This window comes from Bacillus sp. AFS098217 (assembly GCF_002551815.1).
Lineage (GTDB): Bacteria > Bacillota > Bacilli > Bacillales > Bacillaceae_G > Bacillus_A.
In genome coordinates, this window is record NZ_NVPR01000062.1 from 50146 (window position 1) to 76064 (window position 25919).

24 protein-coding genes and 2 other annotated features are annotated in these 25919 nt (G+C 36.8%); of the genes, 3 read left to right on the forward strand and 21 right to left on the reverse strand.

Annotated elements, in window-relative coordinates; all coding sequences use genetic code 11:
- Positions 1-31 precede the first annotated feature (31 nt).
- The 5 genes from rplT to ytxC form a co-directional block, all read right to left on the reverse strand.
- Positions 32-388: a 50S ribosomal protein L20 gene (rplT, locus tag COO03_RS17465; protein ID WP_097898373.1), complete on the reverse strand. Its 357-nt coding sequence runs from the start codon at positions 386-388 to the stop codon at positions 32-34.
- A gap of 38 nt (positions 389-426) precedes the next feature.
- Positions 427-627: a 50S ribosomal protein L35 gene (gene rpmI, locus COO03_RS17470; RefSeq protein WP_012095718.1), complete on the reverse strand. Its 201-nt coding sequence runs from the start codon at positions 625-627 to the stop codon at positions 427-429.
- A gap of 21 nt (positions 628-648) precedes the next feature.
- Positions 649-1152, reverse strand: a complete 504-nt coding sequence (gene infC, locus COO03_RS17475) for a translation initiation factor IF-3 (protein ID WP_170958120.1) — start codon at positions 1150-1152, stop codon at positions 649-651.
- A 63-nt stretch (positions 1153-1215) separates the two neighbouring features.
- Positions 1216-1336: a sequence feature (ribosomal protein L20 leader region), on the reverse strand.
- Between the two features lie 195 nt (positions 1337-1531).
- Positions 1532-3463 (reverse strand): threonine--tRNA ligase, encoded by a 1932-nt coding sequence (gene thrS, locus COO03_RS17480; RefSeq protein ID WP_097898374.1) that lies wholly within the window; start codon positions 3461-3463, stop codon positions 1532-1534.
- Between the two features lie 47 nt (positions 3464-3510).
- Positions 3511-3738: a binding site (T-box leader), on the reverse strand.
- Between the two features lie 31 nt (positions 3739-3769).
- On the reverse strand, positions 3770-4651 hold the full coding sequence (gene ytxC / locus COO03_RS17485) for a putative sporulation protein YtxC (RefSeq protein ID WP_097898375.1): 882 nt from the start codon (positions 4649-4651) through the stop codon (positions 3770-3772).
- Positions 4652-4927: 276 nt separating this feature from the next.
- Between ytxC and COO03_RS17490 the strand changes: the two genes are divergently transcribed.
- Positions 4928-5125, forward strand: coding sequence for a DUF4177 domain-containing protein (locus COO03_RS17490; RefSeq protein WP_097898376.1), 198 nt, complete (start codon positions 4928-4930; stop codon positions 5123-5125).
- A 27-nt stretch (positions 5126-5152) separates the two neighbouring features.
- Here COO03_RS17490 and dnaI read toward each other — a convergent pair whose 3' ends face one another.
- From dnaI to COO03_RS17555, 11 genes are all read right to left on the reverse strand, one after another.
- Positions 5153-6091: a primosomal protein DnaI gene (dnaI, locus tag COO03_RS17495; protein WP_097898377.1), complete on the reverse strand. Its 939-nt coding sequence runs from the start codon at positions 6089-6091 to the stop codon at positions 5153-5155.
- 33 nt (positions 6092-6124) lie between these two features.
- Positions 6125-7531, reverse strand: a complete 1407-nt coding sequence (locus COO03_RS17500) for a replication initiation and membrane attachment family protein (protein WP_097898378.1) — start codon at positions 7529-7531, stop codon at positions 6125-6127.
- Between the two features lie 193 nt (positions 7532-7724).
- Positions 7725-8186 (reverse strand): transcriptional regulator NrdR, encoded by a 462-nt coding sequence (gene nrdR / locus COO03_RS17505; RefSeq protein ID WP_097898379.1) that lies wholly within the window; start codon positions 8184-8186, stop codon positions 7725-7727.
- 333 nt (positions 8187-8519) lie between these two features.
- Positions 8520-8903, reverse strand: coding sequence for an adenosylmethionine decarboxylase (gene speD / locus COO03_RS17515; RefSeq protein WP_006096185.1), 384 nt, complete (start codon positions 8901-8903; stop codon positions 8520-8522).
- A 387-nt stretch (positions 8904-9290) separates the two neighbouring features.
- On the reverse strand, positions 9291-10319 hold the full coding sequence (locus COO03_RS17525; RefSeq protein ID WP_097898382.1) for a glyceraldehyde-3-phosphate dehydrogenase: 1029 nt from the start codon (positions 10317-10319) through the stop codon (positions 9291-9293).
- A 109-nt stretch (positions 10320-10428) separates the two neighbouring features.
- Entirely contained in the window at positions 10429-11031 is a 603-nt protein-coding gene (gene coaE / locus COO03_RS17530; protein ID WP_097898383.1) for a dephospho-CoA kinase, read from the reverse strand.
- Positions 11032-11080: 49 nt separating this feature from the next.
- Entirely contained in the window at positions 11081-11713 is a 633-nt protein-coding gene (gene ytaF, locus COO03_RS17535; protein WP_097898384.1) for a sporulation membrane protein YtaF, read from the reverse strand.
- Between the two features lie 80 nt (positions 11714-11793).
- Complete coding sequence (gene mutM, locus COO03_RS17540; RefSeq protein WP_097898385.1) at positions 11794-12624, reverse strand: DNA-formamidopyrimidine glycosylase; 831 nt, start codon at positions 12622-12624, stop codon at positions 11794-11796.
- Positions 12625-12636: 12 nt separating this feature from the next.
- The gene (gene polA / locus COO03_RS17545; protein WP_141523131.1) at positions 12637-15270 is read right to left on the reverse strand and encodes a DNA polymerase I; all 2634 of its coding nucleotides are present in this window, start codon (positions 15268-15270) and stop codon (positions 12637-12639) included.
- A 332-nt stretch (positions 15271-15602) separates the two neighbouring features.
- A complete protein-coding gene (pnpS, locus tag COO03_RS17550; protein ID WP_097898387.1) occupies positions 15603-17354 on the reverse strand; it encodes a two-component system histidine kinase PnpS in 1752 nt (583 codons plus the stop codon).
- A complete protein-coding gene (locus COO03_RS17555; RefSeq protein WP_097898388.1) occupies positions 17347-18063 on the reverse strand; it encodes a response regulator transcription factor in 717 nt (238 codons plus the stop codon). The genes pnpS and COO03_RS17555 overlap by 8 nt, the downstream gene beginning before the upstream one ends.
- 327 nt (positions 18064-18390) lie before the next feature.
- Between COO03_RS17555 and COO03_RS17560 the strand changes: the two genes are divergently transcribed.
- Positions 18391-18714, forward strand: coding sequence for a YnfA family protein (locus COO03_RS17560; RefSeq protein WP_097898389.1), 324 nt, complete (start codon positions 18391-18393; stop codon positions 18712-18714).
- 421 nt (positions 18715-19135) lie between these two features.
- Here the strand turns inward: COO03_RS17560 and COO03_RS17565 are convergent, their stop codons facing one another.
- The 5 genes from COO03_RS17565 to COO03_RS17585 all read right to left on the reverse strand — a co-directional run bounded on the left by COO03_RS17565 (position 19136) and on the right by COO03_RS17585 (position 24211).
- On the reverse strand, positions 19136-19609 hold the full coding sequence (locus COO03_RS17565) for a MaoC/PaaZ C-terminal domain-containing protein (protein ID WP_097898390.1): 474 nt from the start codon (positions 19607-19609) through the stop codon (positions 19136-19138).
- A 216-nt stretch (positions 19610-19825) separates the two neighbouring features.
- Positions 19826-20764: a malate dehydrogenase gene (gene mdh, locus COO03_RS17570; RefSeq protein ID WP_097898391.1), complete on the reverse strand. Its 939-nt coding sequence runs from the start codon at positions 20762-20764 to the stop codon at positions 19826-19828.
- Between the two features lie 19 nt (positions 20765-20783).
- Positions 20784-22073 (reverse strand): NADP-dependent isocitrate dehydrogenase, encoded by a 1290-nt coding sequence (icd, locus tag COO03_RS17575; RefSeq protein WP_097898392.1) that lies wholly within the window; start codon positions 22071-22073, stop codon positions 20784-20786.
- Positions 22074-22234: 161 nt separating this feature from the next.
- Positions 22235-23383: a citrate synthase gene (gene citZ, locus COO03_RS17580; protein ID WP_170958121.1), complete on the reverse strand. Its 1149-nt coding sequence runs from the start codon at positions 23381-23383 to the stop codon at positions 22235-22237.
- A gap of 366 nt (positions 23384-23749) precedes the next feature.
- Positions 23750-24211 (reverse strand): DUF441 domain-containing protein, encoded by a 462-nt coding sequence (locus COO03_RS17585; RefSeq protein ID WP_097898393.1) that lies wholly within the window; start codon positions 24209-24211, stop codon positions 23750-23752.
- 427 nt (positions 24212-24638) lie between these two features.
- Between COO03_RS17585 and ytvI the strand changes: the two genes are divergently transcribed.
- Positions 24639-25757, forward strand: coding sequence for a sporulation integral membrane protein YtvI (gene ytvI / locus COO03_RS17590; RefSeq protein ID WP_097898394.1), 1119 nt, complete (start codon positions 24639-24641; stop codon positions 25755-25757).
- The last annotated feature ends 162 nt before the right edge of the window (positions 25758-25919 follow it).

Below are 25919 nucleotides of genomic sequence, written 5' to 3' on the forward strand. Positions count from 1 at the left end.
TTAGAAGAAAATCTTCTAAGGTTTTAATCAATTATTTTAAGTTGCTTTTTGCAACTGCTGCTAATTCAGCGAAAGCTTTTTCGTCATGAACAGCTACGTCAGCAAGCATCTTGCGGTTAACTTCGATACCAGCAAGTTTTAAACCGTGCATTAAACGGCTGTAAGAAAGACCATTCATGCGAGCTGCTGCGTTAATACGAGTGATCCATAATTTACGGAAGTCACGTTTCTTTTGACGACGGTCACGGAACGCATATAATAAAGACTTCATTACTTGTTGGTTAGCAACTTTGAATAAAGTATTTTTAGAACCGTAGTAACCTTTCGCTAGTTTAATCATTTTTTTACGACGTTTACGAGTAACTGTACCACCTTTTACTCTTGGCATAATATTACCTCCTAATGTGTTCTATATATCAACCGAACTTATTTTAAGTTGTCAAGCATTTGGCGAATACGTTTGTAGTCACCAGCACTTACTAAACCAGCTTTACGTAGTTTACGTTTAGCTTTTGTAGATTTGTTAGCGAATAAATGGCTAGTATAAGCGTGATCACGCTTAAGTTTACCAGATCCAGTTTTTTTGAAACGCTTTGCAGCGCCGCGATGAGTTTTTTGTTTAGGCATAGGTATTTCCTCCTCTATCTATTACTTATCGTTTTTCGGTGCTAAAACTAAGAACATGCTGCGTCCTTCCATTTTAGGCTTAGATTCGATTGTACTAACTTCAGCACAAGCTTCTGAGAAGCGATCTAAAACACGTTGACCGATTTCTTTATGAGTAATGGCACGTCCTTTAAAGCGAATTGACGCTTTAACCTTGTCGCCTTTCTCTAAAAACTTGATAGCATTACGAAGTTTTGTATTGAAGTCGTGTTCATCAATTGTTGGACTTAAACGAACTTCTTTCATGCTAATTATTTTTTGATTTTTACGCTGCTCTTTTTCTTTCTTTTGTTGCTCAAAGCGGAATTTACCGTAGTCCATAATGCGGCATACTGGCGGTTTCGCATTTGGAGCAACCAATACTAAATCAAGATTAAGATTTGCAGCTAAGTCTAAAGCGTCATTACGAGACTTGATGCCAAGTTGATCACCATTCGCACCAACTAAACGTACTTCACGTGCACGAATTTGCTCGTTAATCATCATATCCTTGCTAATAGTAAGCCACCTCCAAGGTTTTCTCAGAATATGTTTTGTAATCATAGAACCCGAACAAAAAAAGTGCGGGCACACGGCACCCACACTTGTAATCTCTTTAGTAAGAAATACATTTACCTGCTAACTGCGAATGCGTCAATCAGGTGAGAAGCGGGTGCTTCTACTTGTTCTACAAAACAATATTCTATTATCCTTGATGAGTTTACCATAGGATATAACGTCTGTCAAGAAGACGCGTTTTACTAACAACAAGAAATATTGTAACAAACAACACGAATACATGCAATACTTTTTTATGATAAGTATTGTTTGGTTATTTTTTCTAACTTCAATTACTCGTAAAATACAAGAAAGCCGCGGCTCTTTCTTAGCGTTTTCCTTCTACTTTAATCATATCAACAAAAGCATCTAATGCGATTGTTTCTGATTTTTGTTCACCATATTTACGTACATTTACGCCGTTTTCAGCAACTTCATTGTCACCTACTACAAGCATGTACGGGATTTTTTGCATTTGTGCTTCACGGATTTTATAACCGATTTTCTCTTCACGAGTATCTACTTCTACACGGATACCAGCACGTTGTAAATCTTCCTGTACTTTCTTCGCATAGTCTAAGTGTACTTGCGGAGAAACTGGAATTACTTGTACTTGAACTGGTGCTAACCATGTTGGGAATGCACCTTTGTACTCTTCGATTAAGAAGGCAACAAAACGTTCCATAGTTGATACAACACCGCGGTGAATTACAACTGGACGATGAGGTTTACCATCTTCACCAACATAAGTTAATTCAAAGCGTTCTGGAAGTAAGAAGTCCAATTGTACAGTTGAAAGTGTTTCGTCTTTTCCAAGTGCAGTACGAACTTGAACGTCAAGTTTTGGACCGTAGAATGCTGCTTCACCTTCAGCTTCATAGTACTCAAGACCCATTTCATCCATAGCTTCTTTTAACATACCTTGTGCTTTTTCCCACATTTCATCGTCAGCATAGTATTTTTCAGTATCTTCTGGATCACGGTAAGATAAACGGAATGAATAGTTTTCTAAACCGAAGTCTTTATATACTTCTAGTACTAAGTTTACAACTCGTTTTAACTCTTCTTTAATTTGATCTGGACGAACGAAAATATGTGCATCATTTAAAGTCATTCCGCGTACACGTTGTAATCCAGATAATGCACCAGACATTTCATAACGGTGCATTGTTCCAAGCTCCGCAATACGGATTGGTAATTCACGATAGCTGTGGATATCGTGTCTATAAACCATCATATGGTGAGGGCAGTTCATCGGACGAAGTACTAATTCCTCATTATCCATTTCCATTGATGGGAACATGCCATCTCGGTAGTGATTCCAGTGACCAGAAGTTTCATAAAGCTCTCGGCTTCCTAGTACTGGAGTATATACGTGGTCATATCCTAAGCTTGCTTCTTTATCAACAATGTAACGCTCGATAATACGGCGAATTGTTGCACCTTTTGGTAACCAAAGCGGTAAGCCTTGTCCTACTTTTTGACTATTTGTAAATAGTTTCAACTCTTTACCTAATTTACGGTGATCACGCTCTTTCGCTTCTTCAAGCATACGCAGGTGCTCATCTAATTCTGCTTTTTTCACGAATGCAGTACCGTAAATACGTTGTAACATTTTATTGTTGCTATCGCCGCGCCAGTAAGCACCTGCAACGCTTAACAATTTAAATACTTTAATTTTCCCTGTAGATGGAAGGTGAACACCACGGCAAAGGTCGAAGAATTCGCCTTGTTCATAAATTGAAATAACTGCTTCTTCTGGAAGATCGTTAATCAATTCTAATTTCAGCTCATCGCCGATTTCTTCGTAACGACGAAGCGCTTCAGCACGTGGTACTTCATGACGAGCGATTTCTAAGTTCTCGTTCACAATCTTTTGCATTTCTTTTTCAATTTTTGAGAAGTCCTCAACTGTAATTGCTTCTTCCATATCGATATCGTAGTAGAAGCCGTTTTCAATTACTGGACCAATACCAAGCTTCACATCTTTATATAAACGTTTTAACGCTTGTGCTAAAAGATGGGCTGTTGAGTGGCGTAAAATGTGTAAGCCATCTTCAGAATCTAATGTAATGATTGAAACTGCACCATCTTCTTCAATTGGTGTACGAAGATCAATCATCTCATCATTTAATTTTCCAGCCACAGCTTTTTTCTTTAAGCCTGGGCTAATGGAAGCTGCGATTTCTTCAGTTGTTGTTCCTTTAGGAAACTCCTTCACAGCTCCATCAGGGAAAGTAATTTTAACTACATCTGCCATCACTGGTCACTCCTCTTTTTTTCAAAATAAAAAACACTCATCCCATAAAAAGGGACGAGTGTTGAATTCGTGGTTCCACCCTTGTTCCAATTAACCAAATCGTTAATTGCTCAAGTTCAACATAACGGTGTTGGCCGCTAGCAATTACTAGAAAAACGTTCACTGCTAAAGTTTAGAGGTGGTAAGTAATAAACCCGTACTAGGAAGCTCACACCCTAAGGCTTCCCTCTCTGAGAATCGTAGCAAATTACTCATGTCCTCATCATGACATTTCAATATATTTCATTTATGTAGGTAATTATATGCTCAAAAACTTAGAAAATCAAGGGCGTTCCTTTTATTTTTTAAATTTTTAACGTTGTGTTCAAATTCATGCAGTGCATATAATTGAACTCGTTCTTGAAATACATTTTGAAGGGTAACAATCATATTATGATCTTGTTCTTTCGTATACAAATAAATCACTTTTGGCGCAATAGAAAGAAGTGGTGCAATCACTTTCGTATCAATGTATACATCTTTTTGCTTAAATAATCCTTCATCTATATATTTCACCAATCTTTCTTGCTTTAAGCGCGCCCCTTTCTCATCATAAAAAATAAAACTGTCATCAAATACAAGATGTAGACAAGATAAGCGTGCCTTCCTGCTGCTTACTTGCTGTCGAAGCATCTCGATAAACATTTGATATTCCTGTTCCATTTTATATTCATCAATCGCCACTTCAGCAAGCCGAGCCACCATCTCCCGGTATGTACGAAGGCGAAAACGAACATACGATGAAAATGAAAATGACAACGGGTCACTTAGCCAACCTTTTAAAGAAGACACAATACGAGACTCAATTTTGTTACGTGTTAAATCACGAGCAATTCCTTTTCGCTTCCCCTTTAAAATCTCGTGTGCCATATGTAAAATTTGATGGCATTCTTCTTGTTCCTCATAAAAAAACTTCTCTTTCAAAATGGCACGAAGCCACTCATTTTGTTTTATATTTACAATAAAATAAAGAAGTACTGGTATTAGGACCTTCTCAATATAATATGACTCACATATCGGGATATGGATAACGACCTTCTGTTCATATAAATAAACACTCGTTTCTTTATACAATTCTTTCGTTCTCCCCATTAGTTGTTGATATACATACCCAGCATCATTTTTTTCTTCGAAGCAAATTTCAATCACTTTTATCCCCCCTTTTATCCCTGCTCTAAAGGAAAGTAATCTCCCAACTTAAAAATAAGTGAGACACAAATCCCATAAGAGTCCGATTCGTGAAGTCTCACTCTAGGCAGAAACAAGTTCCCTATCGCTGAAGGCCTTCACTCGATATTTCTTGCTAATTTTATATATATTAAGGGTGGGAGAAAAAAATGATACAAGCTCGTATGAATTTTCAGAGTAATAACAAGTTTTTATTGTATAATTTAACTATTAAAATATTAAAAGGTAGGATTATACATGTATGAATACAAATTTATTAAAGTAGAATTAAAATCTGGTTTAGTGGAATATAAACCAAAAGAAGACTATCAACAAATTATTACCGAGCATGCCAAAGATGGATGGCGCTTCGTACAAATTTTCGCTCCTGGGACAAAGGGATATGGGCACGCTGGATATTTCGAGCTTATTTTTGAAAAAAAAGCAACACTATAAAAAAAGAGCAAGCATAGCGCTTGCTCTTTACATATGACGACGATTCTTCCCGCCAATCGCAACTGGTTTCGCCAAATATTTAATGCGTTCCATAATACGGGCCGCTTTCATTTCTTCTGCTTCTCCGCGCTGCGTATATGTTAGATGATGTTCTAACTCTTTAAAATCAAAGTTTGATGTAAAGAATGTCGGTAAGTTTTCCAACATGCGAAATTGTAAGATGGCACCGAGGACATCATCACGTACAAAGCTGGACATTGCTTCCGCCCCAATATCATCTAACATTAAGACTTGTACACGCTTCACAGCATCAATCTTTTCACCTATCGTGTTATTTTGCAGTGAACTTTTAATTTCCCGTAAAAATTCTGGTAAGTATACAATCATTGAACTTACCTTTTTTAAGGCCAATTCATTCGCGATTGCTCCTAAGAGATACGTTTTTCCTACACCAAATTTACCGTAGAGATATAAACCCTGTACTTTTTTCCCTGGTTCATACGCACTTAAAAATTCATTTGCTGCACCAATCGCATCAATACGCGCATCTAAATCCGATGGGTCTAAATTTTCCATAGAAGCCTTCAAAATATCACTTGGCATATAGACACTCTGCACTAACTTTTCATATTTCTTTCTCTCATCATAAGCTACTTTTCTCACACAACGATCATACTGAATATCAATCATCTTACCTTGAATAATCAATTTTGGCTCGTATCCTTGAATCATATTTTTACATGATTCTAAGTTCGGACAATCTGCGCATCCAACGCTTTGCCCAATATATTCATACAATTTCACTAGACTTCGTTCTATCATAGAAGTTGTTACTTCACCTTTATGTTCTTCAATAAACTCTTTCACACGCGGATGTGCCATAACTTCTGCTTTTAACACTTCATATCTATTTTTAAAATTTTCGTTTTTCATCAACTTTGTAAATGAATTTTGAATATGCTCCATTTTTTCACCTCAAAGAGCGTTCATTCTCTTCTACTAATCACGCTTATATTTTTTTAGTACTTCTTCTAGTCTCTTTCGTTCTTCTTCTAGCTTGCTTGGATTTTCTTTTGAACTTGCACGATCTTGCGATTGTTCTTTGGATTCTTCTTTCGCTTCTTCCTTAAGCCAATCCGGCACCATTTCTTTCCGTACTGGTTTCTTCAATGCACGGCCTTTTTTCTTCGTCTCAGCCCATTCTTGATATTGGCGATTCTCTTCTTTTGCTAAAGCCATCGCTTCTGACACTGTGCCCACCTTCTTCCTTGCCCAGTGTCCTGCAATCTTCTCAACATATGTTTTAGCAAGTTTCATATCAGAACGCAACATTACATAATAAATAAGTACGTTGACAACGCCTGGCGTCAACTTTTGATTCATCATTACTTCTTCGACAATTTGCAAATCCGCTTTTGTCGCTTCTGCTCCGCCCGAAATCTCTTTTAACAATTGTTTCGGTGAAATTTCTTCTAGCTGTTTTATGAGCATCTCTTCTTGCGTAGAGGGCTCTTTCTCTTTCATCGTACGTGCAGCGTGAGGTTGTACTCGTTCACTTAATACAGGAAGCGCTTGACCATTTTCAAATTGATACCAATCGCGTGCCCCTTTCCGAAGCCGTTCCATATCAATCGTTTGCATTTCTGTCATTGCGCCAAGGACAATATTTTGCATCGATAACACATCAACACCATACACATAAGCCAGTGTGACAACACATTCACGTACTTGATCCGTAATCGATTTTCTTGGGACGAGTGTTGATAATCCTTCTACAAATAAAGAAAAATCAAAGAAATCATTCCAAAGCTTTGGAGCATTCCCCTTTGTATTGCCAGGCATGACCGTTGTATTTGGAATTCGAAGTTCTTCTTGCGCATACTCAAATTGTCCTGGGTTAAACGAATCAAATACGTCATTAAAAGAGTGCGTAACATTTTCATATACAGTAAAATCAAACGCTTCTTCTAAGAAATATTGCTTTACCTGATTGTATTTCGTTCTGCTTAACCTGTTGTATAAGAAGATACTTAAGACGATATCATCAAAAAATTGTTTTGGAGACAATGGTGGCTGGAGTTCATATATAAACATTCTAATATCTTTTTCTTTTTTTATATATACGTTTAAAAGACCAATTGCTTCTAATTTCACTCGCTCCTCATACACTTCAGGAAGCTGCATTTGCATTGTGACCATAAGAGAGTGATGCGTATTCTCTTTTCCAAACACACGATCTTGTTCTAGCTCTCCCCACAGCGTCATGTATAAGCTAAAAGCTCTGCTACCTACTAACGGCTGGTATAACATCGTTAATACTTTCCGATCGTAGCTATGCAGCAATCCCTTTGCACTTACTTTATAACGATCAATTGGCAATAGCTCCATCCATGACTGTTTTTCCATCCTTGCAATTCCTTTCTTTTATCCATTCTAACTCATGCTTTATCACGTTCTACCTATATAATTTCTTAGTGAAAAAGAGCTATTAGCTTGCGCTTCTAGCTCTCTTATCCCGTTATTTGCAGGTTACATTCTTCTATCATTTCAAAGTAAAGTAATTAAAAGAAAAAGCGCGATTACAGATTATAACTGCGCTCTATTCTCTCTCTTTTTGCAGTATATCTTTTAATTCTTCAATGAATACATTTAAATCTTTAAATTGACGGTATACGGAAGCAAAACGTACATAAGCAACATCATCGATATCTCGCAAAGCTTCCATCACGATCTCACCAATCATATCACTTTTCACTTCTGATATACCTAAATTACGAAGTTCACGCTCTACATTTTGCGTTACTTCTTCTAATTGTTTTAAGGATACAGGTCTTTTTTCGCACGCTTTAATTAATCCACGTAAAATCTTTTCTTTATTAAACTCTTCTCGTGTTCCTTCTTTTTTTACAACAATAAGAGGTGGTTCTTCCACTCGTTCAAATGTCGTAAATCGATGTAAGCAACTTTCACACTCTCTCCTTCTTCGAATAGAGCGTCCTTCATCTACTGGACGTGAATCCAACACTCTCGTGCCATTATGAAAACAGGATGGACAACGCAACTCATTCACTCCCTTACAAAGTAATCTGTACTCTCTTCCATTCACCTACACGTAAATATATATACAATATTATATAACCTATTTGTCTGCGCTTACCACTTTAAGCCGATACTTATGATCATTTTCTCCCTCTTTAACGGGTAATGATATTCCCACCTCAACATTCGGCGAAAACAAAAAACTTGCACGGGAGATAAAAAACTGCCCGTAAAAGCCCGATTGGTGCGGTCTAGCCATCAATGAAAAAACAACTGATGGAAATTTCACTTTATATAAACTAAAAAAGAGGTGCATTATACACCTCTTTACATTTTAAATCAATTATGTTCTTTTTTAAAGAGCTTTTGTTTCTCTATGCTTAATTTCGAAGCTACCTGTGCCTCGAGGAAGCTCGATGCTCTCTCGCGTTTTCGCATTTAAACCTTCTGCAATATATTCTGCAGCAACATTTGGATCAATACGATCCCCGCAAGTATAAACATCAATACTCGCATAGCCGTGTTCTGGAAAACTGTGAATTGTTAAGTGTGATTCTGAAATAATTACCACTCCACTTACACCCTGTGGCGCAAACTTATGGAAGGCAACCTCACGCACTTCAGCACCAGCTCTTAGTGCTGCATCCACAAATAATTGTTCAATAAACGGCATATCATTAAGCTTGTCGAAATCGCAATCCCAAAGTTCAGCGATTACGTGACGACCCATCGTGTCCATAGTATCCATTCTACAGTTCCCCCTTGTAAATTTAATTCTAACTGTTCGAATTGAAAACTAATTTGCAATTTGGCTTGCTCCACTACCACGGGGGAAAGTTAGTCCAGAGAGGTCCTAACCCTTTAAGTAGTGACTACGTACCTCAGCTCTTAAGTTTACGAGTGTTAGTATACTTTGTTTATTTTCATTTTGCAACAACAGTTTTTTCGATTTTTTGTCATATTCTCTTCTTTACTTTTCCCAAAAAAAAATAAAAGATTCGCAAATACAGTAATCACAATGTTTCTAAGTATGTATCACTCAAAAAATTATATTCGTGTAATTTTTTTCCTTTTCAGAAAAAAATAAAAAGAAGGCAAGCAATCGCTTGCCCTCTCCCTTTTTCACTTAAATATGTTGTACGTTGTCTTGTTTTGCTAATTCGCTAACAACTAACTTTACAAGATCAACAACACGGCGAGAGTAACCCCACTCGTTATCATACCAAGCAAGTACTTTCACTTTGCGTTCGCCCATTACCATTGTGGATAAACCATCAATGATAGCTGAATGCGTATTTGTATTAAAGTCAATAGAAACTAAAGGTTCTTCGCTGAACTCTACAATTCCTTTCATTGCACCGTTTGCAACAGTTTTAAACGCTTCATTAATTTCTTCAACTGTTACATCACGTTTCACATCTACTACTAAATCAACAAGAGACACGTTTGGTGTTGGAACACGAAGTGCCATACCATGAAGTTTTCCATTTAAATGTGGAAGAACTTTTGCTAGTGCTTTCGCAGCACCTGTTGTTGTAGGAATAATAGACTGTCCACAAGCACGTGCTCTTCTTAAATCTTTATGTGGGTTATCAATATTTTTTTGGTCATTTGTATAAGCGTGAACAGTTGTCATTAAACCGTTTTCAATTCCGAACTGCTCATCTAACACCTTAACAACAGGCGCTAAACAGTTTGTTGTACAAGATGCATTGGAAATAACTGTATGTTTTGTAATATCTAATTGATCGTCATTTACACCAACTACAATTGTTACATCTTCATTTTTACCAGGTGCTGTTAAAATAACTTTTTTCGCCCCAGCTTCTACATGAAGAATCGCTTTTTCTTTTGCATTAAATTTTCCAGTTGCTTCAATTACAACTTCAACATCTAATTCTTTCCAAGGCAATTCTTTTGGATCGCGGTTGTTTAGAAGGCGAATCATTTTCCCATCTACTAATAAATGATCTTCAAATGCTTCTACTGTTCCGTCAAACTTGCCATGAATTGTATCATACTTGATTAAATGCGCTAATGTTTCTGATGGATAGCTTGCATTGATTGCTACAATTTCGAATGCGCTTTCTTTTATTGCTTGACGAAATACCATTCTACCAATACGTCCAAATCCATTAATTGCCACACGAGTCATAATATGTTATCCCCCTTGAATGCGTTATACTAATTATCTCTAATCCCAATAATAGTATAACACAAAAAGAAGATATGTCACTAAGCATTTTTATTAATTTCACAATTTTTTAGTTAATAATGTTCCATTCCTTTAAAATGCGCTGTAATTGTGCTTTTGTTTCAGTAATTGTGCCATCATTATGAATGATTTTATCAGCCAATGTTACCTTTTCTATTAAAGGCATTTGGGAATCAATACGCGCCTTCGCTTCCTCTTCTGAAAAACCATTTCGTTTCATTAAACGTTCTAACTGCGTACTAGGCGCAACAGCTACAACTAAAATTTGATCAACAAGATTCGTTAGCTTACTTTCAAATAAAAGCGGAATATCTAGCACAACCGCTTGCATTCCTTCCTTTATGTACATATCCTTTTGATCATTCATTTCTTTACGAACAGCTGGATGAACAATTCCATTTAACTGCAATCGTTTTTCCTCATTATGAAATACAATACTTCCAAGTTTCGGACGATCAAGCTCCCCATCCGCTTGCAATATCTCTTTCCCAAACACCTCTACAATTTTGTTATATGCCGGTTTCCCTTGTTCTACAACTTCTCTTGCAATAATATCTGCATCAATCACAGGAATGCTTAGTTCACGAAACATTTGTGAAACCGTACTTTTTCCGCTTGCAATGCCTCCCGTTAATCCAATTACAACTGTCATCATTCTTCCTCCTCAACAATAAAGGCGTGAAACTTATGTTCCACGCCTTCTACATTTTCCAAATTCCAATAATAATGAGTAAAATCCCAGGCAGGAAAGTGAATTTTTGTAACCATCGCATACTTGATAAAACTGTGCCAAGCTTCATTCCAATAAATAAGAACAAAGAACTCATAATCGCAACTGATATTGCCATCATTACAGGTGCATATCCTAGTAAAGATGCACCTATTCCAGCTCCAAACGAATCTATCGACAGAGCAATACCAAGAAGTAAAGCCTCTCCTCCAGAGATTGTGCCCGATTTATCAAAATCAGCGACAGTTGGTTTCCTTAAAATTTGAATGACTAATCCAAGCGAAGCAATTTCTAATTTCCAAATTTTCTCTTCTTGCTGAGGTTCCTCTTTTTTATCACCTCTAAAAAATTGATATAATACCCACACACCCATACCAACGAGGACAAGCCCACCGATGCGCGTCGCAATAACAGGTGAAAATACTTTAGCAATCATATGTCCAATTCCCATTGAAGCAAGCATCACAGCTGCCGAACATACCCCAATGATTATGATTGATTTAAACGGAATCCGCACGCTTCTTAGTCCATAAGTAAGCCCTACGCTACAACTATCTAAACTTAATGTAAAAGCTAATAAAACAAGAGAAAAATAAAGGTACATCGGTAAGCTCCTTCCCTATACACAGCTTTGCTGTATGTATATGACAAATGCCTATCCGATGTTATTGGAAAATCGCTTTCTTAGCTTCTAGGCTGACAAGTTGGACAATAATGTGTGCCGCGCCCACCAACAACTGTTTTTTCAATTACAGTACCACAGGTTACGCACGGTTCACCTTTTCTTCCATACACATTCAACAGCTCTTGAAACGAACCGATTTGGCCTTGTGAATTTATATACGTCCGAATGGTACTTCCACCGCGTTCAACTGCTTCTCTTAATGTTATAACGGTTGCCTCATAAATCTTTTCTATTTCAGCTTTCGTTAAAGATGAAGCTTCTCGTTCCGGGTAAATCCCAGAACGGAACAATACTTCATCTACATATATATTACCAAGCCCAACTAAAAGACGTTGGTCTAGCAATACAACTTTTATTTTACGATTTGTTTTTTGCAATCTTTCTTGTAAATATCCTGGCGTCAATTCAACGTCAAACGGCTCTGGTCCTAAATCAGCGAGCGGCATTTGTTCAAATTCTTCACCTTTTTTAAAGAGGTGCATCGTACCAAACTTTCTCACATCTTTATAGTGTAACTCCGTACCATCTGTAAACCGAAAACGTACATGCGTATGTTTATCTATCGGCTCATCACCTTTATGAAGTAAATATTTTCCCTCCATACGTAAATGTGAAACAATCACATACTTTGTTACATAAAGAAGTAAAAACTTACCTCTTCGTTCAATTCGTTCGATCGTTTCACCTCGCAACATTTCCTTAAAGAGTTCTGCATCATCTGGTCGTTTTACTAATTTCGGATATGTTACAATTACATCTTTAATTGTTTTTCCTGTTACAAGATTTTCAAGCGTCCTTCTAACATTTTCAACCTCTGGTAATTCAGGCATTTCATCACTTCCTTATTTTGCGTCATACCAAGTTGGACCGTAAGAGTAATCAACTTTCAGCGGAACTACAAGTTCAATCGCATGTTCCATCACTTCAGGTACAAGCTTCTCTAGTTTTTCTACTTCTTCTTTTGGCACCTCAAAGATTAATTCATCGTGTACTTGCAGAAGAAGACGCGCTTGTAATCCTTCTTCTTCTAAACGATCTGCCATAATAATCATCGCTTTTTTAATAATATCTGCCGCACTGCCTTGAATTGGTGTATTCATTGCAGTACGCTCTGCAAAACTGCGTAAATTAAAGTTACGGCTCGTAATTTCTGGAATATAGCGGCGACGATTTAATAATGTAGAAACGTACCCTTTTTGCTTTGCTTCTTGTACAATCTCATCCATATATTCTTTCACGCCAGGGAAGCTAGCGAAATACTTTTCAATAAATTCCCCTGCTGCTTTTCGTGTAATTCCTAAGTTTTGTGAAAGTCCATAATCACTAATACCGTACACAATTCCGAAGTTAACTGCTTTTGCTTGACGTCTCATGTTCGATGTTACTTCATTTTTTCCAACGCCAAATACGTCCATTGCCGTTTTCGTATGAATATCCATATCATGCTGGAACGCTTCTACTAACCCTTTGTCTTTTGCAATATGCGCCAGTACACGTAATTCAATTTGCGAATAATCGGCTGCATACATAATCCATCCTTCTTTTGAAGGAACGAACGCTTGGCGAATCTTTCTTCCTTCTTCTAAACGGATTGGGATATTTTGTAAATTTGGATCTGTAGAACTTAATCGACCTGTTTGCGTTAACACTTGATTAAAGCGAGTATGAATTTTAGAAGAATCTTCATGAACAACTTTTAACAATCCTTCAATATACGTCGAATTTAATTTTCCTAATTGACGATAGTGTAGAATCTTAGGAATGATTTCATGATGGTCCATCAGCTTGTCCAATACGTCAGCTGATGTAGAATATCCTGTTTTCGTCTTTTTTATAACTGGCAAGTTTAAGGTTTCAAATAGGACAACACCTAGCTGCTTTGGTGAGTTAATATTAAACTCTGTTCCTGCAAGCTCATAAATCTCTTGTTCCATTTCCTTGAGTCTTCCAGCAAGCTCATCTCCCATATTACGCAAGCGCTCTGTATCAACCATAACACCTTTTACTTCCATTTCAGCTAACACGCGAGCAAGTGGCATTTCGAGCTCTGTAAACAGTTCATACTGTTCATTTTTTTCTAGTTCCTCTACAAATGTTTGTTGCACATCATATAATACATGAACCTTACGAGCTACGTGTTCTGCCACTATATCTTGCTCTGGAACCGCACGTTTTGCCCCTTTTCCATATACTTCTTCATCCGATTTAACAGCATGCGTTTCTTTCATTTTCGCTACGGCACGGAAATCTTTATCTGTATCAGCTGGATCAAGTAAATAAGCGGCAATTAGTAAATCAAAGTCGATCCCCTTGATTTCTACACCTTTCCACTTAAGCGCAACAATTGCACGTTTTGCATCAAATGTATACTTTCTCATTTCATCATTTGCAAGCCACTTCGTAAAAGCTTCAGATTGAAGCGCAACATCTGATGGAATGAAATAACAACCATTTTCATTTTGAATACCAAATCCTTGAATGTCGGCTTTATGATAATTTTCTTCTTGTACTTCCACGATGATTGCACTATCTTGCTGAAGCATTTCTTCTGTGACTTCCTCAGCAATATCAAATGAAATATCATCTAGTTCAGCTGGAGCTGTTTCTATAGGAGTAGCCCCAAGTTTATTTAATAAAGAAGTAAACCCTAAATTCTCGAACATCGGGATAACGTCGCTTGCTTCATATCCTTTATATTCAATATCATCTACATGTACTGTAATTGGGGCATCAGTAATAATCGTCGCAAGCTCTTTACTCATAAGTGCCTGCTCTTTATTTTCTTCTAATTTTTCTTTTAATTTCTTTCCGCTCACTTTGTCTAGGTTCTCATACACAGCTTCTACCGTTTCAAATTGCGTTAACAATTTAATCGCCGTCTTCTCACCAACACCCGGTACACCAGGAATATTATCAGATTGGTCTCCCATTAAACCTTTCATATCAATAATTTGTTTTGGTGATAAACTATATTTTTCAAATAGAGCTTCTTTCGTATATTCATCTACCTCTGTAATTCCTTTACGCGGAATACATACAAGCGTGTTATCAGAAACAAGCTGTAGTAAATCTTTATCTCCAGAAATCACTTTAACATGAGCACCTTGTTCACTCGCTTCTTTCGCTAGCGTACCCATAATATCATCCGCTTCATAATTCTCTAATTCATAGCGCGGTACATGAAACGCGTCTAACAGTTCGCGAATAAACGGGAATTGCTCTGAAAGCTCAGGTGGCGTTTTTTGACGACCTCCCTTATATTCACTAAATGTCTTATGACGGAATGTTGTTTTGCCTGCATCAAATGCGACAAGCATATGCGTTGGCTTTTCTTCTTCTAATATTCTCATTAGCATCATCGTAAAACCATAAATTGCGTTCGTATGTATACCTTTGTCGTTATTTAAAAGCGGCAGTGCAAAGAAAGCACGATACGCGATATTATTCCCATCGACTAATACAACCTTTTTCTCCAAATTGGAAACCTCCCATACAAATTTAAAACGATTTTTCATATAGAAAAAAACCGTTCTTTCCTTCTCTCTATATTAACATGACTCAGAGAGAGAAGAAAAATAACGGTTTTTCCTACTACATATATTTTTAGACATATACATGAACATGCTACATTTTACAAAAAGGGAAGTGACGAGAACAGAGCACCTATTCTCGTCCCAATTTACTCCTTGGATGAAGGGGTTTTCATGTATTATATTAACAGAGTTTTATTAATATTTGATGAAGCCATTGTTAATATAATGTAAATATCCATCATCTAAGATATACTTCTTATTATCCCTACTGCAATTTAGCTTTTTTGCAAAGCTACTGTAAATGTCGTTCCTACACCTACTTCACTTTCTACTGTAATCGTTCCGTGGTGAGCCTCAACTAAATGCTTCACAATAGATAATCCAAGTCCTGTTCCGCCCGTATTTCGACTTCTTGCTTTATCTACACGATAAAAACGTTCAAAAATACGCGGAATTTCTTCTTTACTAATCCCGATTCCTGTATCAGACACTTTTATATATGCACTATGATCATCTTCAAATAATGTAACAGATACTGTACCTCCAGAAGGTGTATATACAATCGCATTATTAATTAAATTAATGAAGATTTGCTTCAATCGACTAGAGTCCCCGATAACAGAAACTGGTTTGTTTACGTCCACTTGTAAAACAATTTCTTTATCTTCTGACTTTTTATCTAACACCATTTGAATTTCTTCAAGTAACCCTTTTATATCAACAGTGCCCATATTTAATTTAAAGCCTTGCTGCTCAATCTTCGACAAGTCTAATAAATCTTCAATTAAGCCTTGCATACGCTCGCTTTCTTTTAAAATAATATGTAAGAAATGCTCGCAAAACTGTTGATTTTCCATCGCTCCATCAAGCAATGTTTCAGAAAATCCTTTAATAGAAGTAATCGGTGTCTTCAGTTCATGAGAAACATTCGCTAAAAAGTCTTTTCGCATTTGCTCTAGTTTCTTTAATTCTGTAATGTCATGGAATACGAGAACAATCCCTTTCCACTCATGGTTCGTCCCAATAATCGGCGCGCCATATACTTCAAAATGCTTTCGTTCAATTCCAAGCGGCAATAAGACTTGTTTACGCACTTTCACTTCTGTCATAAAAATTTCTTCTACAAGTTCAACAATTTCTGTATGATGAAATGATTCATAATATAAGCGATCTAAATACTCTTCATCTGTTACATGAAAAATCTCCTTATAGGAACGGTTTACAAGGCTAATATAGCCCCGGCTATCAATTAAAATCATACCGCTTCCCATATTTTCAATAAGTGTATGTAAACGATCTTGTTGCATTTCTTGTTCTAACGTCATCTCTTGTAAATTGCGAGCTAAAATATTCATAGCCTTGCTTAGCATTCCTGTTTCATCTGAATGACTTTCATAAGCACGTGCCTTATAATTCCCCTTCGCTAATTCAATCGCTACTTTCGTAACAGATTCAATTGGGCGGATATATTGCCCTGTAATTTTCACCCCAAGAAAAACAACGATGAGACAAGCAATTACAAATCCTATAATCAATAGTGCCCATGTTTTCTGATGGACATCTTTCAAAGGTTCAATTGTACTTTTTACAAGTAGATATCCTTGTTTTCCTTGCGTGTCTTTGATAAACACCGCATGATAAAATACATTCTTCTGATTTGTTTCCTTCGTAATCACTCTATTTTTTTGTTTTGCGGTTTCAGAGGAAAGTTCTTCAATCGTTGCCTGATCGAACACAGCGTGCTTACTTTTACTATATTGAACCTTCTTCGCTTGATCAGTAAATAGAATGGACATAGGCATTTGCTCTTCTAATTTTTCAAATATATTCGGTTCTTTTAAAACCTTATCAATCCCTTCTGCCTCTACTAATAAAGCGACGTACTGCGTCTCTTTTACCATTCTCTCCTTGACATGATCAATATAATAATTCTCAAACACCGCTTCTAGCAATACCCCTAGTCCAAATAGAATAAAAATAATAAGAGAAACAAATGTAAAAAGAAGCCTGGAGCGAAATTTATTCATCCCCTTTTGGCTCCTCTAATTTATAACCTAGCCCACGAATTGTTTTAATGTATGCTGGTTTTTTCGTATTCTGTTCAATTTTATCTCGCAAATGGCTAATATGAACGTCGACAATTCTTGTATCACCAGCAAAATCATAATTCCATACAGCACTTAATAACTGATCACGTGTTAACACACGGCCTTTATTCCTTGCAAGATAAACGAGTAATTCAAATTCTTTCGGTGTTAGTTCTAACTTTTCTCCTCGGAAATACGCCTCATAAAATTCCGGTAAAATCTTTAAATCAGCAATTGTTATATTATTTTCATCTGGTACTTCCTGAACTTGTTCCTCCTGTAGTTTTGTGCGGCGTAAAATTGCCTTTACACGAGCAACAACTTCCCTTGGGCTAAACGGCTTTGTCATATAATCATCCGCCCCAAGTTCAAGACCTAGTACTTTATCAAATTCATCATCTTTTGCAGTTAACATTAAAATAGGTGTCATAATGCGCTGCAAACGTAATTCTTTACACACTTCCATGCCATCCATCTTTGGTAGCATTAAATCTAATATAATCAGATCCGGACGTTCCGTTGTTGCCTTCTGAAGTGCTGCTTCACCGTCCATCGCCGTTATGACTTCAAATCCAGCTTGCTGTAAATTAAATTCAATTAAAGTTAAGATAAACTCCTCATCATCAACGACTAAAATTCGATTGCTCATTCTCTTCCTCCAAGTAATAGACTTGAAACCTTCTTCATCCTAGTATTTACCCCGTTATTCTCATCATACTAGAAAACAATGCCCCTCTCAACAGAATTGTCCGTTCACGAATCGTGATTGTGCTATAGTTATAAAGTGAAGCTTTAATCAATGTGGGTTTTCTCCATCCCCCACTAATTATTAACCCTTACCAATCGGACTTTTACGAACCGTTCATCTCCGACCTAACTTCTTTTGAGGCGGGAGTGTTACTGTCCGCAAATAGCGTGGTAAAAGAGAATTACATATCTAATAGAAAATAATGATAGAAAGTGAAGGGATATATTTATGTTGAAAGCAGGGCTTATTTTCATTCTTGCAGGGCTAGCTGAAATTGGCGGTGGATATCTCATCTGGAAATGGCTAAGAGAAGGTAGTTCTATCGGATTCGGTCTAATCGGAGGCATTGTTTTATGTTTATATGGTGTGATTGCCACATTCCAAGTATTTTCTAGCTTCGGACGCGTATATGCAGCTTACGGCGGTGTATTTATTGTGATGAGTTTATTATGGGGATGGATGGTCGATAAGAAAGCACCAGATGTATTTGACTGGGCTGGTGCTGCCGTCTGCCTAGTTGGTGTGTTCATTATTCTTTGGCCTCGCGGGTAAAAAAAATATATACATCAATTAAAAAAACGACATCCCCCTTCTTTTTAGATAGAAGAGAGCATCTGACCATGCATAGAAGCGGTCAGAGCCTTTTTCTGCCACATGCGAGGTAAAAGCAGAAAGAGCAAACGAGTGTAGGTTACTTTTTATTCTGCATAGCAGGGATTTAGATGTCGAAACATTAAAATGGGTATCTATTTTTACCCTTATTATTTGTAATTCGTTTTACTTTCGGATTCCCAAACTGGAATACACTAAAAATAGGCTTCTCTAATTTCTCAGAAGGGTTCGCAAAAGGATTTTTCAATTAAGTAACACTTTGATTCGATAATATTCAAAAAAAGTGCTAATCATATGCCTATTAGGCAATATGTTAGCACTTTTTTCATATCATTCACCGTTCAAACTTCGTAGTGAGTCATTAAAAATTATCTAACGCTTTTTCTAAAATAGAAGCTGATTTATAAGGAGGTGCTACCGTTAATACACCTTTTACAACTACTTCCTCTTTTTCATCATAAGCAAATACACGCATATCAATCGTATGCTCCTCTTTTGAAACTGCCACAACTTCAAACTGAATTTGCAATGTTTCATAATGGTAAACAGGCTTCACAAAAGTAAGATCCTTCCTAATAACATGACTTCCCGGACCCGGTAAGTATTTTGTAACTGCTGTTGTAATCATACCGGTTAACATAATGCTCGGCACAATTGGTTGTTCATACGGAGTTTGGGATGCGTAATCATGCTGGATATATAATGGATTTGAATCATTTGTTAATCCTAAATACAATAACAAATCTTTATCCTCAATTTTTTCAGTGATAGATAATTTCTCTCCTACTGCAATTTCATCCATTCGACGACCAATTTGAACTTTTTTCTTTAACATGCTACATTCCCCCCGAATTTTACTTTATTATCCTACCAAAAGCGATATATTATCCGAAGCGCTGCTATAATGAGGGCAAAGTATGTTACAATCTACATTTCCATCATAGAACACAATTTATGATAGCGTTTTCATATTATTTCAAAAAAATAATCTATATAAATAGTAGAAAAAGATTCGGGGCCCCGAATCTTTTTCTTAATATATCTTTTTGTATTAAACAAGAATCTTCATAACGTTACGTACAGATTCTACTGAACGATCTAACGCTTCTTTTTCTTCTTGGCGAAGTTCTAATTCAATAATTTTTTCAATTCCGTTACCACCTAGAATTACTGGCACACCTAGGTAAAGATCGCTATAGCCATATTCACCTTCAAGGTATGCGATAGCTGGTAACACACGACGTTGATCTTTTAAGATCGCTTCAGTCATCTCAACTAGAGAAGCAGCTGGTGCGTAATATGCACTACCATTTCCTAGTAAGCTTACAATCTCACCGCCACCTTTACGTGTACGTTCTACGATTGCTTCTAAGCGATCTTTAGGAATTAATGTTTCTAATGGAATACCGCCTGCATAAGAATAACGAACAAGAGGTACCATGTCATCACCGTGGCCACCAAGAACGAATCCTGTAATATCTTTTACAGAAAGGTTTAATTCTTGTGCGATGAATGTACGGAAACGAGCTGTATCTAATACACCTGATTGACCGATAACACGTTCTTTCGGGAATCCTGCTTCTTTAAATACAGAGTATGTCATTGCATCAACTGGATTTGTTAATACAACAATAATTGCGTTTGGTGAATGTTTTGCGATATCTTGTGTAATACTTTTCATAATTTTAGAGTTTGTCGCTACTAAATCATCACGGCTCATACCCGGTTTACGTGCAATACCTGCTGTAATAACAACAACGTCAGAATCAGCAGTATCTGCGTAATCAGATGTGCCGATAATGTTAGCATCAAAACCTTGTACTGGGCTTGCTTCTAACATATCTAACGCTTTCCCTTTTGTTGGATTTTCCAGTTGTGGAATGTCCACTAATACAACATCTGCAAGCTCTTTTTGTGCTAATAAGAACGCTGTTGTTGCTCCTGTAAATCCTGCACCGATGACTGATACTTTTTTGCGTTTGATTGTCATAATTTCTCCCCCAATTTGATTATGCGTTTTTGATTGCCGCTACATCCATATTGTTAATAAGCGCATCCGCAAATTCAGAACATTTCACTTCTGTTGCACCATCCATTAGACGAGCGAAGTCATATGTTACTACTTTTGAAGCAATTGTTTTTTCCACTGAAGCAGTTACTAATTTCGCAGCTTCATTCCAACCTAAATGTTCTAATAATAATACCCCTGAAAGAAGAACAGAAGATGGATTTACTTTATCTAAACCTGCATATTTCGGAGCTGTACCATGTGTAGCTTCGAAAATAGCATGTCCAGTAACATAGTTAATGTTTGCACCAGGTGCAATACCAATTCCACCTACTTGTGCTGCAAGTGCATCAGAAATATAATCGCCATTTAAGTTCATTGTTGCAACAACATCAAACTCACGTGGACGTGTTAAGATTTGTTGTAAGAAGATATCTGCAATAGAATCTTTTACGATGATTTTGCCAGCCGCTTCAGCTTCTGCCATCGCTTTATTCGCTGCATCTTTACCGTCTTTTTCAACAATGCGATCATATTCAGCCCAAGTAAATACTTTATCGCCAAATTCTTGTTCCGCAACTTCATAACCCCAGTTTTTGAAAGCACCTTCTGTAAATTTCATAATGTTTCCTTTATGAACTATTGTAACAGAAGAACGTTTTTCGTTAATTGCATATTGAATTGCAGCACGAACAAGACGCTTTGTCCCTTCTTCTGAAATTGGTTTAATACCAATTCCTGATGTTTCTGGGAAGCGAATTTTATTTACACCCATTGTTTCTTTTAAGAACTCAAGCACTTTTTGTGCTTCTGGAGATCCTTGTGCATATTCAATACCAGCATAAATGTCTTCTGTATTTTCACGGAAAATAACCATATCAGTATCTTCCGGACGTTTTACAGGTGAAGGAACACCTTCAAAATAACGAACTGGACGTAAACATACATATAAATCTAATTCTTGACGAAGCGCTACGTTTAGAGAACGAATACCACCGCCAACAGGAGTTGTAAGCGGGCCTTTAATTGCGATTAAATATTCGCGGATTAGATTCAATGTCTCTTCTGGTAACCATTCGCCTGTTTGGTTGAATGCCTTTTCTCCTGCAAGCACTTCTTTCCAAACGATTTTCTTCTCACCGTTATAAGCTTTTTCAACAGCCGCTTCTAATACACGAGATGCAGCCGCCCAAATATCTGGTCCAATTCCATCTCCTTCAATGAACGGAATAATCGGATTGTTTGGTACATTCATAACACCATTCGTTACAGTAATTTTTTCTCCTGTCATCTGTGATAACCCCCATGTTTGAAATTTCATATGTGTGAAACTGAGGGAATAACCCCTCAGTTCAAACCGTTAGTCAAATTAAAATATTCTAACCATTACATCTTCACGAAAAAATCAGACTTTTGAAAGCGCATTTACACTATCGAGATAGTGTTTTTTACTTATCGTTGCGCTAATGGAACGTATTTTTGATGCGTTGGTCCATTATAGTCAGCACGCGGACGGATTAAGCGGTTATTTTCATATTGTTCTAGAATATGAGCTAACCATCCTGACATACGGCTAACTGCAAAGATTGGTGTAAATAAATCATGGTCAATTCCTAAACAATGGTATACAGAAGCAGAATAGAAATCGACATTTGGTGGAAGACGTTTTTCTTTTGTTACGATGTCTTCGATTTTGATAGACATATTATACCATTTTTCTTCCCCTAAAAGCTCGCATAATCTCTTAGACATTTCACGTAAATGTTTCGCACGTGGATCACCATGCTCATACACGCGGTGACCGAATCCCATAATCTTCACTTTATTTTGAAGCGCATTATGAATATAGGACTCTACATTCTCTTCATCACCAATTTCTGTTAACATCTTCATTACATTTTCATTTGCCCCGCCGTGAAGAGGCCCTTTTAACGCACCGATTGCTGCTGTAATACCAGAATATACATCTGAAAGTGTAGCAACACAAACGCGTGCTGTAAATGTAGAAGCATTTAATTCATGATCTGCATGAAGTACAAGCGCTTTATCAAAAGCTTCAATTTCTACTTCATTTGGTTCGCGATCATTTAACATATATAAAAAGTTTGCAGCTAATGATAAATCTTTTCGTGGCTCAACAACTTCTAAACCTTTGCGAATTCTTGCATATGCCGCAACAAGAGTTCCTACTTGAGCCTGTAATTTAACCGCTTTCAAATAATTGGACTTTTCATCCATTACTTCAGCGCTCTCATCGTATAATGATAACATGGAAATCGCTGTTCGTAAAACAGACATTGGATGTGCAATCTTTAAATCTACTTGTTTTAAATATGCTAAAATCTCACTTGGAACTTCAAAATATTGAGATAAAGTTTCTTTGAACTCCGTTAACTCCTCTTCGTTAGGAAGCTTGCGGTGCCATAATAAGTATACCACTTCTTCAAATGTAGCATTCTCCGCTAAATCATCAATATTATACCCCACATACGTTAATGTATCATCAATAATTGAACTCACGGATGATGTTGTTGCTACTACCCCTTCTAAACCTCGAATAACAGTCATGACATTCTCTCCTTTTTCTGAAAATTCTCCCAACCTTGTATTCACTTGCTCCCCTTCTAAATTATGAGCGCTCGTTCACTCTTTAGGCAAGCAAAATGCACGATCATGCAAATTTATTGTGATGCTCCCATCATGTAGTCTGCCTTTTGTAAAGCATGAGCGTGAGTTTCTCTCCGAATCCTCACGCTTAGAACAACAGATGGTGAGGAAAACTAGTTTCGAAGAGTTTATGATAAAAACAACATAAAACAANNTTGTTTTATGTTGTTTTTATTTTATCTGGTGTAAGTCTTCGCTGTTATGTAACCTTGTAAAAAGTTTTTCTAGCTCTATTATATACAATTATCTGACTTTTGTGAATGGAAAGAATTCAAAAAATTTATATTACTATAAAATTTTTTATTTAAACATCTGTATAATGTTCATCACAGCATAGGCAATTCCAGCTCCGATTAACGGTCCTACAGCGACTCCATTAAATAATGCAACTGCAATAATAGTCCCAAATACGAGAGCAGTTGTAATATGAGGATCGCTCGTTAATAACTGCACACCACCCTTTGCCAAAAGAGCAACTGCTATCCCTGAAGCTAATGCAATCCATGCATAATAAGATTTAGTTGCTTCCCCCAGCTGCTTAAAGCCGATTTCACCTGTAGCGATTGGAACAAGAACGGCAATTGTAATAACCGTTACTCCAAGATTAATTCCTTTCGTTTGTAAATATGGAAGAAGCTTATCTCCTAAAAATGTCCACTTTAATAAAAATAAAACACCAACAGCTACTGTAAGTGATTGATTTTTAGCAATAAGTCCAATAATAAGTAGTATGAATAAAAATAAAGTTGATTGACTAATCATGATTGCACTTCCTTTCTGAAAATAATGAACCTGTTTCCAAACAAAATTACCGTTAAACACATCGTTATACAAGTTATAGAGCGATGTATTTGTTCATTGCTATAAATCAGTCAGCAAAGAATAACAGATTACAAATAGAACTTTTATATTTTAAAACTCAAACCAGAATGAAATATTTATACTGACCGTGAAAACAGATTACTCTCCTTTCTTTTCTGATAAGAAACAGGTAAAATAAAAAGGAGATAAAGTGAGGTTCTTTCCACACAGAAAAAAGAACATCCTTGCTGTTGGTTAGCCCTCACCATCAGGCTTTTACGAGCAGATGGTTCCACCGCTTAAGGTGTGTCATAACGCCCGCAAATAGCAGGATAAATCCATCATTCCACTATAACATATTACAATTCGGAATGGGAGGTCAGCACCTTTGAATCGAAACTCACTATACATCTTATTACGACTTATTACGGTCATTGTAGCAACAGTAATTGGATTTTATGTCCTTCTATATGTTTTTGGTCTTATATACCCTTTTATCATCGCCTTAGCATTTGCTTATTTGATCAATCCAGTCGTCAATTTTCTCAATCAAAAACTACAATTCCCTCGTGCATTAGCGGTACTCGTCAGTTTAATTCTCGTGTTCGGTGCCATCGTTGGACTCGTTACATACCTTGTGACAGAAGCGATTTCCGCCACAACCTACCTGCTACAAGTTGTTACTGACAAGTTTCCAACCATCTTCCAATATGCACAACAATTTGCACTTAATAATATTATGCCTCTCTATGATGATTTAATTTCTAAATTTAATCATCTCGGGGAATCACAGCAATTTACAATTACACAAAACATTCAAAACCTAGGAACAGACGCTACAAAACAAATGAAAGAACTGTTAACCGCTATTATTAGTGGATTAACCAATTTTATCAGCGCACTTCCAAGAACTTTAACTGTCCTTGTTTTCGTCTTATTAGCAACTTTCTTTATTAGTTTCGATTGGCATAAACTGGCTCATAAAGTAAGACGATTTCTCCCAAATCGCGTACACGGATATGGAAAGACTATTTTTGTTGATTTAAGGAAAGCGCTATTTGGATTTGTAAAGGCACAACTCACACTCGTATCTATGACAACCATCATTGTATTAGTTGGACTCTTAATTTTACGCGTACCATACGCAATTACAATCGCGCTCATTACGGGTGTTGTAGATTTACTTCCTTATTTAGGAACGGGGGCCGTCTTTGTCCCTTGGATTATATATGTATTTTTCACAGGAAATACAGCGTTCGCAATCGGGCTTCTCATTTTATATATCGTCGTAATTGTCCAAAGACAACTCATGGAACCAAAAGTACTATCATCCAATATCGGACTCGATCCATTACCAACACTTATTGCCTTATTCGTCGGATTTAAGCTCTATGGTTTTTTAGGATTAATCATAGGTCCCGTTACATTAGTACTATTAAACACATTGCACAAAGCTCATGTCTTTCATGATTTATGGAAGTTTATTAAAGGATCACCATTAAAATGATTTTGGGGGCTTATACGGGATAAAGCATTCCACTCAATTTGTCTCGGTAACTTTTATTCGCAACCAAATAAAACAAGGGAATTATCTATTTGCTATGGATAATTCCCTTGTTTTTTGCGTAAAATACCCTCATTGAGAACGATTTTACATTTTTATTCTGTT

Bases quoted from the DNA above. Each gene is read 5' to 3' on its own strand.
- rplT (WP_097898373.1), bottom strand. From the start codon at position 388: ATGCCAAGAGTAAAAGGTGGTACAGTTACTCGTAAACGTCGTAAAAAA.
- rpmI (WP_012095718.1), bottom strand. From the start codon at position 627: ATGCCTAAACAAAAAACTCATCGCGGCGCTGCAAAGCGTTTCAAAAAA.
- infC (WP_170958120.1), bottom strand. From the start codon at position 1,152: ATGATGATTAACGAGCAAATTCGTGCACGTGAAGTACGTTTAGTTGGT.
- thrS (WP_097898374.1), bottom strand. From the start codon at position 3,463: ATGGCAGATGTAGTTAAAATTACTTTCCCTGATGGAGCTGTGAAGGAG.
- COO03_RS17490 (WP_097898376.1), top strand. From the start codon at position 4,928: ATGTATGAATACAAATTTATTAAAGTAGAATTAAAATCTGGTTTAGTG.
- dnaI (WP_097898377.1), bottom strand. From the start codon at position 6,091: ATGGAGCATATTCAAAATTCATTTACAAAGTTGATGAAAAACGAAAAT.
- COO03_RS17500 (WP_097898378.1), bottom strand. From the start codon at position 7,531: ATGGAAAAACAGTCATGGATGGAGCTATTGCCAATTGATCGTTATAAA.
- speD (WP_006096185.1), bottom strand. From the start codon at position 8,903: ATGGACACGATGGGTCGTCACGTAATCGCTGAACTTTGGGATTGCGAT.
- COO03_RS17525 (WP_097898382.1), bottom strand. From the start codon at position 10,319: ATGACTCGTGTGGCAATTAATGGATTTGGACGTATTGGTAGAATGGTA.
- coaE (WP_097898383.1), bottom strand. From the start codon at position 11,031: ATGACAGTTGTAATTGGATTAACGGGAGGCATTGCAAGCGGAAAAAGT.
- ytaF (WP_097898384.1), bottom strand. From the start codon at position 11,713: ATGTACCTTTATTTTTCTCTTGTTTTATTAGCTTTTACATTAAGTTTA.
- mutM (WP_097898385.1), bottom strand. From the start codon at position 12,624: ATGCCTGAATTACCAGAGGTTGAAAATGTTAGAAGGACGCTTGAAAAT.
- pnpS (WP_097898387.1), bottom strand. From the start codon at position 17,354: ATGAATAAATTTCGCTCCAGGCTTCTTTTTACATTTGTTTCTCTTATT.
- COO03_RS17555 (WP_097898388.1), bottom strand. From the start codon at position 18,063: ATGAGCAATCGAATTTTAGTCGTTGATGATGAGGAGTTTATCTTAACT.
- COO03_RS17560 (WP_097898389.1), top strand. From the start codon at position 18,391: ATGTTGAAAGCAGGGCTTATTTTCATTCTTGCAGGGCTAGCTGAAATT.
- COO03_RS17565 (WP_097898390.1), bottom strand. From the start codon at position 19,609: ATGTTAAAGAAAAAAGTTCAAATTGGTCGTCGAATGGATGAAATTGCA.
- mdh (WP_097898391.1), bottom strand. From the start codon at position 20,764: ATGACAATCAAACGCAAAAAAGTATCAGTCATCGGTGCAGGATTTACA.
- icd (WP_097898392.1), bottom strand. From the start codon at position 22,073: ATGACAGGAGAAAAAATTACTGTAACGAATGGTGTTATGAATGTACCA.
- COO03_RS17585 (WP_097898393.1), bottom strand. From the start codon at position 24,211: ATGATTAGTCAATCAACTTTATTTTTATTCATACTACTTATTATTGGA.